Below are 13,086 nucleotides of genomic sequence, written 5' to 3'. Positions count from 1 at the left end.
GTGTTCGACGCGCAACCTGCGATGCCCCGTGTCCATCCGCGGCCCCTTCCACTACACTCGTGACGGAACCCGGCCAACCGTCGGCAGCCGAAGCGCTTCGTCGAAGCCGCGCGCGGTTCGTCGCAATGCGCACGCAGCCGTCCCGGCCGGCAGCAAGGTCAGGCCATCGGTGCATCGCGCGCCCATACCCTCACCCGACACCATGCGAGCCACGTCCGACCCTTCGCCGATTCCGCCGCCATCCGCCGGCACCTCGCCGCGGCTGTTGCGCGATCCGGCCGCACTGCTTGCGTTCGCGTGCTTCAACTCGGTCGTCGGCCTGGGTTTCTGGGCGCTCCATTTCCAGGAACCGCTGCTGTCCTACCTCGTCGTCTCCAACGCGATCGGTTTCTGCGCGCTGCTGTTCAGCTATGCCGCCGACCGGCTGCTGCCGCGCAAGCCTGGGCTCGTGCTGAAAGCCATCGTGATCGCACCGGCCAGCGTGCTCATCGGCTTCGAGATCTCGGCGACGATCGTCGGCGGAAACGTGCCGCACGTGTTCGGGCGCGCCCGCATCGGCACGTGGGACAACTACGGGCCGTCGTTTCTCATCTCGGCGATCCTGTTCGTGTGCGTGTCGCTGTTCCTGCAGTCCATGCGCATGCGTGCGACGCTCGAGACCGAGCGCCGCGAAGCCGCCGAAGCGCGCCAGGCCGAGACGGCCGCCCGCCTGGCGCTGCTGCAGGCGCAGATCGAGCCGCACTTCCTGTTCAATACGCTCGCGAACGTGCAGAGCCTGATCGAGCGCGATCCGGCTCGCGCGTCGACGATGCTCGACAGCCTGAACCGCTACCTGCGTGCGAGCCTGCGACGCACGCGCGATGCGACTTCCACGCTCGGTGAAGAACTCGAGCTCGTCGACGCGTTGCTGAAGATCGCGTCGATCCGGCTCGGCGAGCGGCTCTCGTATGCGATCGACGTGCCGACGGATCTGCACGCGCTGCCGTTCTCGCCGCTGCTGCTGCAACCGCTCGTCGAGAATGCGCTGCTGCACGGGATCGAGCCGTCGATCGACGGCGGCATGATCGTGATTCGCGGCAGGATGCGGGGCGACAGCCTCGAACTCAACGTGATCGATACGGGCGTCGGCCTCGGCAAAGGCGACACGCGCCTGCATGGCGGCGTCGGGCTCGCCAACGTCGCGGCGCGCATCCGGACGCTGCACGGCGAGCGCGGCCGCGTCTCTGTCGAAACGAACGCCGCCGCCGCGCATGGCGTCACCGCTACCCTGCTGATTCCGATCGACTGACATGCCGACTGCTCTCATTGCCGACGACGAACCGAACCTGTCCGCGTCGCTCGCGCAGCGGCTGGGCCAGCTTTGGCCCGAACTGGAGATCGTCGCGATGCCGCGCAACGGCATCGAAACGCTGGCCGCGCTGAACGCATCGCCGCGCCCGGACATCGCGTTCCTCGACATCCGGATGCCCGGCATCGACGGGTTGAAGCTCGCTGCGCTGGTGCCCGACGTGCATGTCGTGTTCGTCACGGCCTACGATGAATATGCGGTCGACGCGTTCGATCGGGCCGCGGTCGACTACCTGCTGAAGCCGGTAACGGACGAGCGGCTGCTGCGCTGTATCGCGAAGCTGCAGCGCGGCGGGCCGGCGCCCGCGCAAACCGATGCGCTGGCGCAGGCGGCGCAAGCGAGAGAGGCGGCACCGATCCGGTGGCTGACGGTTGGCGTGAAGGATGCGACACGGCTCGTGTCGGTCGACGACGTGCTGTATTTCCAGGCGTCGGAGAAATACACGGAAATCGTCACCGCCGGTGAACGGCTCGTGATTCGCACGCCGCTGAAGGAACTGATGCAGCGGCTCGATCCGGAGCGGTTCGCGCAGGTGCATCGCGGCGTGATCGTTGCGTACGCAGCGATCGATCGCGTCGAGCGCGATCTGCTGGGAAGGTTGCGGATTCGCGTGCGCGGGCAGCGGGAGACGCTGCCGGTGAGTCGGGCGTATGCGGGGTTGTTCAGGCAGATGTGATCGATGTTTGCTTGTGGCCCGGGAGACACGATTGCGCTCTGGCAGAGGGTGGGCGAGGCGTTGGCAAACCGCGCCGCATCCAACACAATCACGAGATCACGTGGCGCTCGACTGCGTAGCCTCGAGTCGGCACGACGTTCTCCCAAAGGCCGGCCATGAAAACAATGAAAACACTGCGTGGATTGACAACATGTGTGGTTGCAGCGCTCGTCAGCGGCTGCGTCGCCACGCCCAATCTCATCGGCGAAAACACCGCGGGCATCGCGCCGACCGAAGCGACCGCAATCCTGGTCGTCGTGAACGGCAAGGCATTCGACGGGCCTGCGTTCGGCAGCGAAGGTCGCGCGTATCTCGCCGGACTGGGCGAAGGCATCCAGGCTGCACTGGCCGGTGTGCCGACGAAAGTCGTCGAACTGGACGAGATGAAGTTCGTGAATCCGGTACCGGCGGCACTGCGGGCCATGGGGCCGAGTCACACGATCCGCCTGTTCACGGAGTCCGAGATGGCGCGTTACGGCACGCCGATCAGCGCGACGTGGCAAATGGAGGTATCGAATGTGACGACGACCCTCGTCCCGGCGACCGGCGACAAGCCGGCTGGTACCCGTTACACGATCAAGCCGATCTACAAGGCGCGCGCCGATGGGGAGACGTGTCTCGATTCGGACAGTCTCGCGAAAAAGTGCGGTGCGGCGATGGGGAAGATGTTCGGCGATACGCTGCGTGCGGCGCATGTGGTGCAGATCGGGGCGGGGACGCCCGCTCAACCGGCCGACTGAAAACCGGCCTGGAAACAACAAAGGGCTACGCAAACATCGCCTAGCCCTTCGTTGGATAGCGTGGCGGGTACCAGCCCCGAACCCTCCGTCACCGCAGCGCGATTGTCCGGACAGTACGAGTTTTACGAGCGCCCTGACGTCGTCAACGAAGAAATCAAAACAGCGCCGCATGAAGTCTTGTGGCCTTCAAATGCCGCATGCGCACCCTCGATGTCGAACTGCCCATCCCCCTCGACGACAACGCACGGACCATGTAACGGACACGTGCAGCGGTCACCGACACGCGCAGGCGCGCGCCCCATGACATCGCTGTTTGCCGCGCCCGTCTCGACATAGCCACCGTGACTATGGACGTCGCCCACTCGAATGATCCCTCGCATGGTCGGCCATCCGATCAGTAGGAATAGCCCTGCATGCCGTAGTCCGTGTCGTGACGACGGCCCCACCACGGCAGATAGGCGTTGTTCTCGCCCCGGGCGCGGAACCAGTCCTTGTCCGGATCGATCGGCGTGATTTTCGACGGCGGTACGATCACTACGGCCATCGGGTGCTGCGCGTCCGTCGTCCCCGCCACCAGCACCTTCTCGCCAAGGTGATTCGCACGCCCGATCGCCAGCACCACGTCGGTCAACGCCGTACCCGCTCCCATTGCGCCCAGCAACGCCGGTGTATTGAACGTCTGCTTGCTGAAATTGTAATCCGGCAGCACTTCGGTCAACGTCTGCGACAGTGCGCCTATCCGTTCCGACGCCGCCTCACCGCCGCGCCCAGCGTCATGCACCACGAAATTCAACGACGGCACTGTCACACCCGCGTTGCGGGCAGCACTGTCGATGGCGGCTTTCCATGCCTGCACCGTGCGCGTGGTGCCGGCCTTCGCCTCGAAGTCCCTGACGTTGCCCGTCGCCGCGCGACCGATCCATGCAAGCGGCTCACGCTCCGTCTTGAAATTCGGCCCGACCAGAAACAGCACCACCATGTTCTCGTTGATCTGCGCGTCCTTCGGCGGGAAGCTCGGCGCGTCCCAGTTCATGACCCATGCGCTCTTGTCCGGGTTCGCCTGCAGGTAATCCAGCGCGCGGTTCAGCGACGTGAAGCCTGCGTTCGCTCCGCCTTGGTTGACGTGGACGTCGGGTGGGGTATCACGGCTCCAGAGATCCTTGGCTGAGGAATTTCCAATCTCATAGTTGTCGACGAATTCGCCTTGGAAGTATGTCTTCGCCTCCACCGGATCAAGTCGCTCCGGGATGGCGAACTCGACACGCATTCCAGCCAGTTCACGCCAGTCACTCCTACTCTTTGACTTGACCGTATAGAAATATTTGGCGTTCATCACATAGCGATCACCGAACAGGCCAAGCAATTTACTGACGTATTTGTGATAAAAGCCTTTGAACGTCTCAGTTCCTTGATTGCCATAGGCCACCCCTGCGACCGATTGAAGTGTCGTAAACGACTTCGGATCCGTACGGACCATGTCGTCGTTTTTGTTGGGTTTTACAAGCCCCATGGTCCACAAAACCTGCCATTCCGTTGGGTAGTCGCGCCGCTGTAGCGGGTTCAGCCATTCCAGTCCGACCACCTGCGCTACGAACGGCGCGGCACTTTCGCCCGCATTCAGCACAGCTGCATCTTTCTGCTTCAGGGTAGCCGCTTGCGCGGGCGTCACCATCATGATGGTCGACGCCACAAACGTCAGAATCGCTACCAAGGACGGCACTATCAACAGTCGCTTCATCCAATCTCCCGCGCTCAATTCACCAAGAGGCGTATGCCCGGCGAAAACACTCAAGCTGCACATGATACCCATCGTGACAATCAGCACCACGATGGCAACAACCAATCTACGGGGCAAGGTTGAGATCAGTTGGCTCATACCACCCCCCCGATTTTCAGGTAAAGCTCATTTTCACGCTCATCGACGATCTTCTCCGGACGCTTGGCCTCACTATCTTTATCTGCGACCCATTCGGACAGGAACTTTTTCTCCAATTTCCCCAACTCGAAGTACTTAGAATACTTGTGGCTTGGATGATCATCCGCCATCGCACTCCCAAATCGCCAATCCGCTTCGATCCGCAATTCGGTCAAATCCTTGGGCGACAAGTAGCACAACCCGATTGCCACGTCGTACGCCAATGCTTTCTGCGCATGGTCCGGGTTCGTCATCGTGGTCGAATGATTGGTCGGGTTGTTTAGCTTGCCGGCGTCGAGAATCTCCACCACCTGCTCGTTGTGCCACTCCTGGTAGCCTTCCGGCGCGTCGCTCTTGCCATCCTCGCCGATCACGTTGCCGTTCTCGTCCACCCACGCCTTGCGACCATCACGACGCGCACGCATTCGCAGGATCGCGTGATCTTCGTAACGCTGCGAAGCTTCACTATTGACATCACCTTTGGCGACATCGTCGGGCGACTGCGATTGGTAAGTATCGTAGGGATCATCGGATTTCTTGTCCGCCTTCTCGGCGTTCCGGGCCGCAGCGGGCGTATCGTAACCCTCGTTGAAATCGCTCTCGGCGTTACCATCCTTCACCAGGATCGGATTATGCGGATCATTACTTCGGAACGTTTGCGGCGTGAACGGCTCGTCGAGCGCTGGCGCGTTTGCGGTCACCGTCCAGTATTTCGGAGGGTCCGCATTGACGGGAAACATCTTGAAACTCGATGTCACCAGCGTCACCAGGTAGAAAACCGGTGCGGAAGCCGTGGTGAAGAGCTTGGCAATCGGATTCTCGTTTCCGCTCCACGCGCGGACCAGACCAAATTTTGCCGGCGGGGAAGGCGGAAACCAGAAACCGGGTTTCGTGCCCTCCTTCCCGTGACGCCAGTCATTCTCCCAATAGCGATAGTCGCCGACTTCACCCACCTTCCAGTGCGTCGCAAACACCCGCTGCGTCAGCACGCCTTCCGCACCTATATCTATCAGTTCCTTCGACGGCTCTTTCTTGTCGTCGTCAATATACCCGAGCCCGCGCCATCCTATTCCCTGAACCGTCACGGCGGAAATCACCTGGTCGTGAGGGCAGCAATACAACGTCACGCGACCATGGGTGTAGCCGTTCAAGCCGTGCGACTTCCGATCGGCGTCGGCCGAATACGGTTTGCCTTTCTCCGAAATCCGGCAATTGCCCATCTCTCTATCGAGCTTGTCCGCGGGCATTTCGAACGCAGAGCGGGCCCGAATGATGTCGAGAAACGCGCGTAGCGTCTTTGTTCGGGCCTCGTAAGTCTCGCGGCCACGCCGGTGTTTGGAATCCTTGATATCCCGTTGAGCCCACGTATCCATTCCCGTGTCGGTATTGGCGAGGCTATAGGGAGGATTTGCCAGCACATAGGCATCGGCGACGCAGCGCCCAGTGTTGCCCCAGCGGTCGGTCACCGCCTCAAACTGGTCGCCGAAGAACGCCGCAGTCAAACCGACCATGTTCCCCTGACTGTGGCATACGATCGTGATCGGCACGTTCGCCTGCTTATTGCGAATCGATTCCACCAGTTTGGCCAGACGCAGCGCGGCGAGCACCCCGTAAGTACGGGGCGGGGTCCGGTACAGGGGGCGCGTCGTCGGATTGAGTGCCTGGACAGAAATCCACCCGAAGATCCGGTCGTCGAGCCCCTCGTGCCACAGATCCGGCAAGCTCGAACAGCCGTTCGCAAACGGGCCGCCGCCCCAGTAGTTGTTCTCGTTCAGAAAAATCTTGTCCCCGTATTCCTTCAACTCTTCCTTATTGGCCTTGTAGCCCCAACGGAAATGGATCACCGGAGAAAACGAAGGATCGGGCTTAATATAATTTCCAGCCCACAGCTTGGGATTCAGGAATCCGTCCGGTGTCAGACTATCCGTATATTGAACGGGACTCATCTGACCGCCGGTCACGCCCCTATGATTCAACTGATCATCGAGCCGGGCGAGCCGCCGGTTCAACCCCTTGCACAGACCCTCTTCCGCGCCCTTGTACCATTCCCCCTCCGAGTTCACGCCGTGCACGAAAATGATCACGCCAGGCAGCGGCGGCTGCTTCACGCAAATCAGTTCGTTTTGCATATCGAAGAGCGTCGGCCCCTGGCCTTCGCCAATCACGATACTTGGCGGTTCGCTCGCGCTTGCCGCAGGATTGCCACCCGCAACCGGCGGCGCGCTGGGCGACGAGGGACCCAGCGGATTCAGAAATGAATCGGTCATGCGTTACTCCCCGGAATGCTCAGATATTTTTCTTGATGAATTGCACGGTCAGTTGCTCGAACTGGTTGCCGTTGATTGGCGGCAGTTTCCCTGCCTCATCGGTTTTCTGGCCCAGCAAGTCGCCGGACACCTTCCTGACCTCGGCATCGAATCCCGGTGCGGGCTGCCCATCCGTCGCCCGAACCAGCTTCGGCACACGCCCGAGCGGCGAGTGGCTGAACGTCGGCAATTCGCCGCTCATGCTGGCGGGGCCCTGCCACGAGTGGCCGGCCGACTTCACAGTAAACGTTCCCGGGCAACCCAATTCAATATTCGCCCCGTCAAGCTTCAGGTAAGCTCCACCGGACGTCATCAGCACGACCTGGTCCTTGCCTAGCACCGACGCCTTGCCGCCCGCCGCCGTCACCTGGAAATTCTTCGCGGAATCGATCTGCGTATCGTCGTTCTGACTTTGCATCAGCAACTTGCCTTGATTGGCGATCGTCGTGATTCCCGCGCTTTGAGCGAACAGCCACAGCCCGTTGCCGGCCTGCATGTTCAGTTTCTGGCCGCTCGTGAATTGCAGATGGTTGGCGGCAACCTGATCGATGTTCTCGCCCGCGTAGGTCACGTGCGTTTTCGGCGTTATGTTCAACGAACCGTCCTGCGCACCGAATGCCATCAGCGCCTGCGAAGCACCGTTGCCACTGGTTCCCGGCTCCCAGTCCTTGAACGCGGCGGAGAGCGTCGACTGCCCCGCCGTGTCGGTCGCTTGCCCGCCGTGCTGCCCCGCATAATCGCCGAGCGATTTGAACAGATCCGTGCACTGCTGGAGCAACTGGATCAGTTCGTCACGATCGAGCTGGCCGCCGCTCGCCTGGGTACGCGCGTAGGTCGTCAACAGCATCCCCTGCGCGGCGCGCAATGCCGCAGCGGCATCGGTCCGAAGTTCCGCGCCCTGGCCACGGTCGGCGCCTTGCCCGTTATCGCGCGGCTGGGTCAGATATCCGAGATTCAACTGGGAATGAGCATGCTCGGACGCCAACTGTGCACTGATTTGCTTCGGCGTATCGTCGAGTCGAAGCTGGTTATACCGTTGCCCGCCGATCTCTTTCGTCTTGATGCCGGTCAGGTAGCGGTTACCGGGCAGACTGCCGGTATGACTGAAAGACGCAGGCATGTTGGCGCCGTTCGGCAAGACCCCGAGGATGATCAGGCGATCGGGATCACCGCCCAGGCAGCCCAACAGCACTTCTGTATTGACGCGCGGCAGAATGGTCTGGCCGAAGGTCGGCCCCGCCAGGCTCGATGCGACACGGATCGGTGCACTGTCACCCAGGTTCCCGTTCGTTCCCGCACCTTGCGCATGTTTGTGATCCTCCGAGTCCTGGCCCAGGATCATCACGTACACGCAGCCGGTCTCGTCGCAAGTGACTTCGTCCGATCCGCTCCCGACCACGCGCCCCGTGATCAACGGCGTGAGCGGCAAATCGATCGTCATGTCATAGATCGGCGTCAGCGGCGTGCCTCGCGGCACACACGTGAACTGGTTCTCGTAGCGCGTATCCTGATCGGCCGGATCCTGGCTGCCCGTCACCGGCGGCTGCTCGAGCGAGTGACTGGTCGATAACAACATCTGCACCCGTTCGCTCAGTTCCTTCGGCAAGTTGTTCCATACGTTGTGATGCAGCGACGTGATCACGAACTGTCGCTGCTCGGCGGGCCGTGCATTCCAGTCCGAATCACCCGTGATCGTCACCCAGGTGCCGATCTGGAGATCGCGAATGCCACTCTTGCCGTCGTAACGGACCGCGTGCGCTTCGCGCGCCAGAATCCGGTCTTCGGTGATCCGGTCGAGATCCGCCCACGAGTCCGCCACGTGCGGACTCTCGATCACGATATCGGTCAGCAACTGGGCCAGGTCGTTGCCGGCTTCTCCCTGGTCGAGGCCTGCCGGTCGGCTCGATTGGTCGACGTTCGCCTTCCGGTAATCCCATGTCGGCCGGCTTGCTTGGCCCGAGATCAGTTCCTGGCGCATGGTCAGCACCGTGATCGTGTCGCGCTCTTCGGTGCCCGCATCGCGCGGATGCAGCCGAACCGTACCTGACGGCCCTTCGGACAAATTGTGCGGATCGTCGCAGAACACCATCGTGTGCACGGGCAGCTCGCCGTCATTCGGCTGGCCACTCGCCCGCCCGGGACGGACGAACATCGTGATGCCGTCGCGGCGCAAGAGTCGCGAGACGAAGCGAGCATCCGACTCGTTGACCTGGCGCATGTACGAACGCTTCGGATACCGGGATAGATTCAGTCCCGACAGATCGAACTCGAATGCACGGGCGAGCGTCCGGCTACGCTGCCGCCATTCGTTAAGCACGACGTTGAGCACGTCGATCACGTTCACGTTGCGGAAAATACGGGAATTGGTGCGTTTGTGGAGCAGATTCACCGCATCGGTCACGGTGAATTGGTAAATCGTGAGCTCACCATCGGATCGTCCGACCTGAACCGCGCTGATGATTGCGTTGATCGCGTGCTTGCCGCCGCGATCGGTAACCAGCCCGACCGATACGGGTGTACCGATAAACAGCTTGGGCGAGAGGTTTCCGTTTTGCGAAACGCAAGTCAGGCGGCCATCGATGCCGGTCATCATGCTTTCGCGAATACTCACATGCTGCAAGGCGAGCTGCGCGCCCAGGTCTTTTTGTGAGGCACCCCAGTTCAGTGTCACGGGGCGCCGATTCGTATCAATCCCCGATACGAAATTGCGGAACGCTTCTCGGATATTCACGACGGTCTCTCAGTTTGATTCGTTATGGCACACGGACTTCTGGTGCGCTGCCGCTGTTTCGCGCGATTTTATCAAATTGTCATAAAAACAAGTTTGTCGCTTCCCGAAATTGACAATATTCCACAGAGCGCTGGCTCTAACGCACAAGACGGCCGGTGATACACCTGCAAATCGATTCGGGAATCAGACGATACACATCGGCGGCAATGGCGAGTTACGTTGTGTCTATTTTCAAACCCTCACCAAGGGTTGCTTCGAGAGATACGCGCTCGGGAAAATGACGTCTCGCACAGCTAAATGCCCGATCAACAGGCAGAGTTGCCCTTCGATACCACCGCGACGCACGGATTGCTCTTCACGCCGCTGATGATTGCCAGGCCGGTACCGATGTTACCCAACGTCAGTTCGACGACGGTCTGGCCCGGTCGTAACTCGCCGCTGCGTTCAGCTTTGTCGATAATGCCCTGCGCCGCGCGATCCTTCTTGGAGAATCCACGGTTCAGGTAGCCGAGTTTCGCGAGAATGATGCCTTCAAGGCCGTGCGCTTTCGTCAGCCGGTCGAGACGAACGAATGGTGTCGCGCCGATTGCGTCGATGATGAATCAAGCACTTTGCTCATGATGGCCTCCTGATCCGGAAGTGCATTAATCGTGAGCGACGTACTGTAGCCTGCGTGTCGAAGCGAGGCTTGTAGGTTCTTGCGAGGAAGATTCGCTCGACGTATCGGTCGATGTCGAAACGGTAAGCTGTGTGCTGCATGTCGCGGCCCGGGACGCACGACAATCCCCCCGGCCGGAAAAAACGAACGCAGAAACGACAAAGGGCCGGGAGGAAAACCTCCCGGCCCTTCGTTCAATATGGTGGCTGCAGGATCGCTAAAAGCGCATCAAGTAACTGATTTTTATAATCATATCAATCTCACTTTTAGCACCACACCCCCAAACATACCCCCAAGCGCTAAACGAGCGCCCCGTATCACTTGCCGGAGTCCAACGTATCTGCCGGAAAACGATGTCCAAGTTGGAGATTTGGAGACAAGTGACAGAAGTGCATGTTTGCAAAAAAGAAATCCATCTCCAAACATATCTCCAAAACACACCAAAACTTGGAGATAGCTTTGGAGACACGTCACGGCGAAGAGCCGGCGAATCGCCCCGATCTGGAACTTTCAGCGCAAAGAGCGCCCCGGCCCGCCGCCGCCTAACGGCGCACATTCGATCAAAGATTCTTGAGGTAATCTCGGTAGCGATTCAGCATCGAGCCGATTTCCGTCAGTTGTGGATGTGCCCGAATGCCGATCTTATGCGCGATGTAGTCGCTCATGGGCAAGTCAACGGATCGCTGAAGTTGTCGGTACAGAACGACGACACGCCCCAGCCCGAGCTTGTCAAAGTCCTCGCCAGTCAGGTTTTCACCGCTAGCGCATTGGACGGTCCAATTCATAGACTCGCCGAGGTTCAAATTGATGGCGACGGCACCAGTGACAGGCACGATCGCGATAGTGATCGCATCGGGATCACCCATGATCTTTGTGAAGTGCGGATCCTGCTGCTTCATCCAATCTGTTGTGCCCTTCAGCTCGGGCGGCTCTTCATCCGGGCGATGCCACAACCCCTTGTACAACTCGTCGGCATAGCGCGTATCGAGGACACGTTCACCGAAAAGGCAATAGGCCATCCCGATAGCTAATTTCGCCATGAAGCGAAGGTCATATTGCGTGTACATCCTCAGTTGGTTATGACGCTGTTGCTTCGATCGACAGTTCTGAAGAATGTAGGCAATCCGAGCTTCATCGAGTTCGTCAGGGTCGGAGAATCCGATGAACTTCGGATCGAAATCGACGGTTGTGCACATTACTTTCTTGACGCGTCGCCCTGCGAAAGAGTCACGAAACGCTCGCAACGACAAGTCGGGATCCTTGGGTGATCGCTCACTGAATAGGTAATAGGCACGACTGCGCTCAGTCTTGACTGTTCTCGGATTACCACCGGCGTACCAGTACAGCTTCGAGTCGTCTTTCCGCACCCAGTAGATTTGCTCGCCTAACGGCCCGAGCCACGCCTCGCACGTCTCGCCCTCCTCCATCATCGGCGGCCGCAGGTCCGAATGCCCCATACATACAAGCGGCAACCCAACATCCTGATTGGGATCGAAGGTCGAAAAGCTGATCTCGCGAAGCTTCTCAGTGACAAACCAGTGCTTTTCGAAACTGGCATCGACGAAAAGACCCAAATTGCTGTTGCAGCTTTTGCATACCCTTCTGGTCTTGAAGACATCAGGAACGTACGCCCCACCAAGGAACTGGGGGATAACATGCTCCAGCGTGAATTCCTCGTCTGGCTTCAATTCTCGACAGTAAATGCAGAGCGTCATGTCCGTGGCGTCAAGTAGGTGTCTTTGATTCGGGCGGGTTACGCGCGTAGCCGCACTCGCATTATCGTCTGCCGACTGGTCCGGAACTCCCGAGCTAGAGCAGAAACACTCTCGCCTTCACCAAGTCGCCTCAATACCTCCTCTTGCTGCACGTCTGACAGTGCGGCCGGCCGGCCCATTGCTTTCCCTTCCGCCTTTGCCCGTGCGATGCCGGCCTGCGTTCGCTCAATCAACAAATCGCGTTCAAACTCGGCAACGGCGTTTAAGACCTGCATCGTCATACGGCCGGCCGCGCTTGTCAGGTCAACGCCACCGAGCGCAAGGCAGTGAATCCGAATGCCGCGATCTGCCAACACCTCAACCGTCTCGCGCACGTCCATCGCGTTCCGACCGAGTCGATCCAGCTTAGTCACGATCAGCACATCCCCCTCTTCCATCTTGAGAAGCAACTCGGCGAACCCCGGGCGCTGTTGCGCGCTGACGCTACCGGAAATGCTCTCCGTAACCACCCGACGCTTGTCGACCGCAAAGCCGGCCGCCTCGATCTCGCGGAGTTGGTTAGCTGCCGTCTGGTCGGTCGTACTGACGCGGGCGTATGCGAAGGTCCGGGACATGCGGCTCTCTCAATATGTTCGAAAAGGATGTCCGAATCATACCTCATGTCCGAAAATATGAAAGCCTTACTTTTGGACACCTCTACGCCCCCATGTCCGCAAGGGATCGATTTCGGACGCTTTTTTATTCGTCCGCAAGTCCATGTCGCGCGGCACGCCTCGATTCTTCCTACGGATTGACAACCGGCTGTGAGACTGCTAGCTTGCGCCACACATCGACGATATTTCCTTCGCCACATGCAGGACAATCGACCGCACTCGCTGCTCCGTGGTGATTGGTTCGTCACCTGCCGGCTCGCGACGAGTCCGAGGTTCGTAACGGCCCACAAGCATCCGCGGGCGGC

9 protein-coding genes are annotated in these 13,086 nt (G+C 60.0%); 3 read left to right on the top strand and 6 right to left on the bottom strand.

Annotated features, from left to right (window positions below; translation table 11 throughout):
- Positions 1 to 202: 202 nt before the first annotated feature.
- The 3 genes from HWX39_RS32275 to HWX39_RS32265 all read left to right on the top strand — a co-directional run bounded on the left by HWX39_RS32275 (position 203) and on the right by HWX39_RS32265 (position 2,803).
- On the top strand, positions 203 to 1,288 hold the full coding sequence (locus HWX39_RS32275; RefSeq protein WP_244135137.1) for a histidine kinase: 1,086 nt from the start codon (positions 203 to 205) through the stop codon (positions 1,286 to 1,288).
- Position 1,289: 1 nt separating this feature from the next.
- Positions 1,290 to 2,024 carry a LytTR family DNA-binding domain-containing protein gene (locus tag HWX39_RS32270; protein ID WP_175971648.1) on the top strand — a complete coding sequence of 245 codons (735 nt, stop codon included), beginning with the start codon at positions 1,290 to 1,292 and terminating at the stop codon, positions 2,022 to 2,024.
- A 194-nt stretch (positions 2,025 to 2,218) separates the two neighbouring features.
- Positions 2,219 to 2,803 carry a hypothetical protein gene (locus tag HWX39_RS32265; RefSeq protein WP_175971647.1) on the top strand — a complete coding sequence of 195 codons (585 nt, stop codon included), beginning with the start codon at positions 2,219 to 2,221 and terminating at the stop codon, positions 2,801 to 2,803.
- 122 nt (positions 2,804 to 2,925) lie between these two features.
- On the opposite strand, the gene HWX39_RS32260 is transcribed toward HWX39_RS32265, so the two are convergent.
- The 6 genes from HWX39_RS32260 to HWX39_RS32230 form a co-directional block, all read right to left on the bottom strand.
- Positions 2,926 to 3,183, bottom strand: a complete 258-nt coding sequence (locus HWX39_RS32260; protein ID WP_175971646.1) for a PAAR domain-containing protein — start codon at positions 3,181 to 3,183, stop codon at positions 2,926 to 2,928.
- Between the two features lie 14 nt (positions 3,184 to 3,197).
- The gene (locus tag HWX39_RS32255) at positions 3,198 to 4,679 is read right to left on the bottom strand and encodes a virulence factor (RefSeq protein ID WP_175971645.1); all 1,482 of its coding nucleotides are present in this window, start codon (positions 4,677 to 4,679) and stop codon (positions 3,198 to 3,200) included.
- Positions 4,676 to 6,985: a hypothetical protein gene (locus tag HWX39_RS32250; RefSeq protein ID WP_244135136.1), complete on the bottom strand. Its 2,310-nt coding sequence runs from the start codon at positions 6,983 to 6,985 to the stop codon at positions 4,676 to 4,678. The genes HWX39_RS32255 and HWX39_RS32250 overlap by 4 nt, the downstream gene beginning before the upstream one ends.
- Positions 6,986 to 7,004: 19 nt before the next feature.
- Positions 7,005 to 9,755: a type VI secretion system Vgr family protein gene (locus HWX39_RS32245; protein WP_175971644.1), complete on the bottom strand. Its 2,751-nt coding sequence runs from the start codon at positions 9,753 to 9,755 to the stop codon at positions 7,005 to 7,007.
- Positions 9,756 to 10,973: 1,218 nt separating this feature from the next.
- A complete protein-coding gene (locus HWX39_RS32235; RefSeq protein ID WP_175971643.1) occupies positions 10,974 to 12,128 on the bottom strand; it encodes an HNH endonuclease in 1,155 nt (384 codons plus the stop codon).
- A gap of 38 nt (positions 12,129 to 12,166) precedes the next feature.
- Positions 12,167 to 12,742 (bottom strand): recombinase family protein, encoded by a 576-nt coding sequence (locus HWX39_RS32230; protein ID WP_041189726.1) that lies wholly within the window; start codon positions 12,740 to 12,742, stop codon positions 12,167 to 12,169.
- Between the last annotated feature and the right edge of the window lie 344 nt (positions 12,743 to 13,086).

The organism is Burkholderia sp. BCC0322 (genome assembly GCF_902833045.1).
In the GTDB taxonomy this organism is placed as follows: Bacteria; Pseudomonadota; Gammaproteobacteria; order Burkholderiales; family Burkholderiaceae; genus Burkholderia.
This window is presented reverse-complemented; position numbering and strand designations above follow the sequence as displayed.

What these genes read in the sequence shown, in the direction of transcription:
- HWX39_RS32260 (WP_175971646.1), bottom strand. Translation starts at nt 3,183, where the DNA reads ATGCGAGGGATCATTCGAGTGGGCGACGTCCATAGTCACGGTGGCTAT.
- HWX39_RS32275 (WP_244135137.1), top strand. Translation starts at nt 203, where the DNA reads ATGCGAGCCACGTCCGACCCTTCGCCGATTCCGCCGCCATCCGCCGGC.
- HWX39_RS32250 (WP_244135136.1), bottom strand. Translation starts at nt 6,985, where the DNA reads ATGACCGATTCATTTCTGAATCCGCTGGGTCCCTCGTCGCCCAGCGCG.
- HWX39_RS32235 (WP_175971643.1), bottom strand. Translation starts at nt 12,128, where the DNA reads ATGACGCTCTGCATTTACTGTCGAGAATTGAAGCCAGACGAGGAATTC.
- HWX39_RS32270 (WP_175971648.1), top strand. Translation starts at nt 1,290, where the DNA reads ATGCCGACTGCTCTCATTGCCGACGACGAACCGAACCTGTCCGCGTCG.
- HWX39_RS32230 (WP_041189726.1), bottom strand. Translation starts at nt 12,742, where the DNA reads ATGTCCCGGACCTTCGCATACGCCCGCGTCAGTACGACCGACCAGACG.
- HWX39_RS32255 (WP_175971645.1), bottom strand. Translation starts at nt 4,679, where the DNA reads ATGAGCCAACTGATCTCAACCTTGCCCCGTAGATTGGTTGTTGCCATC.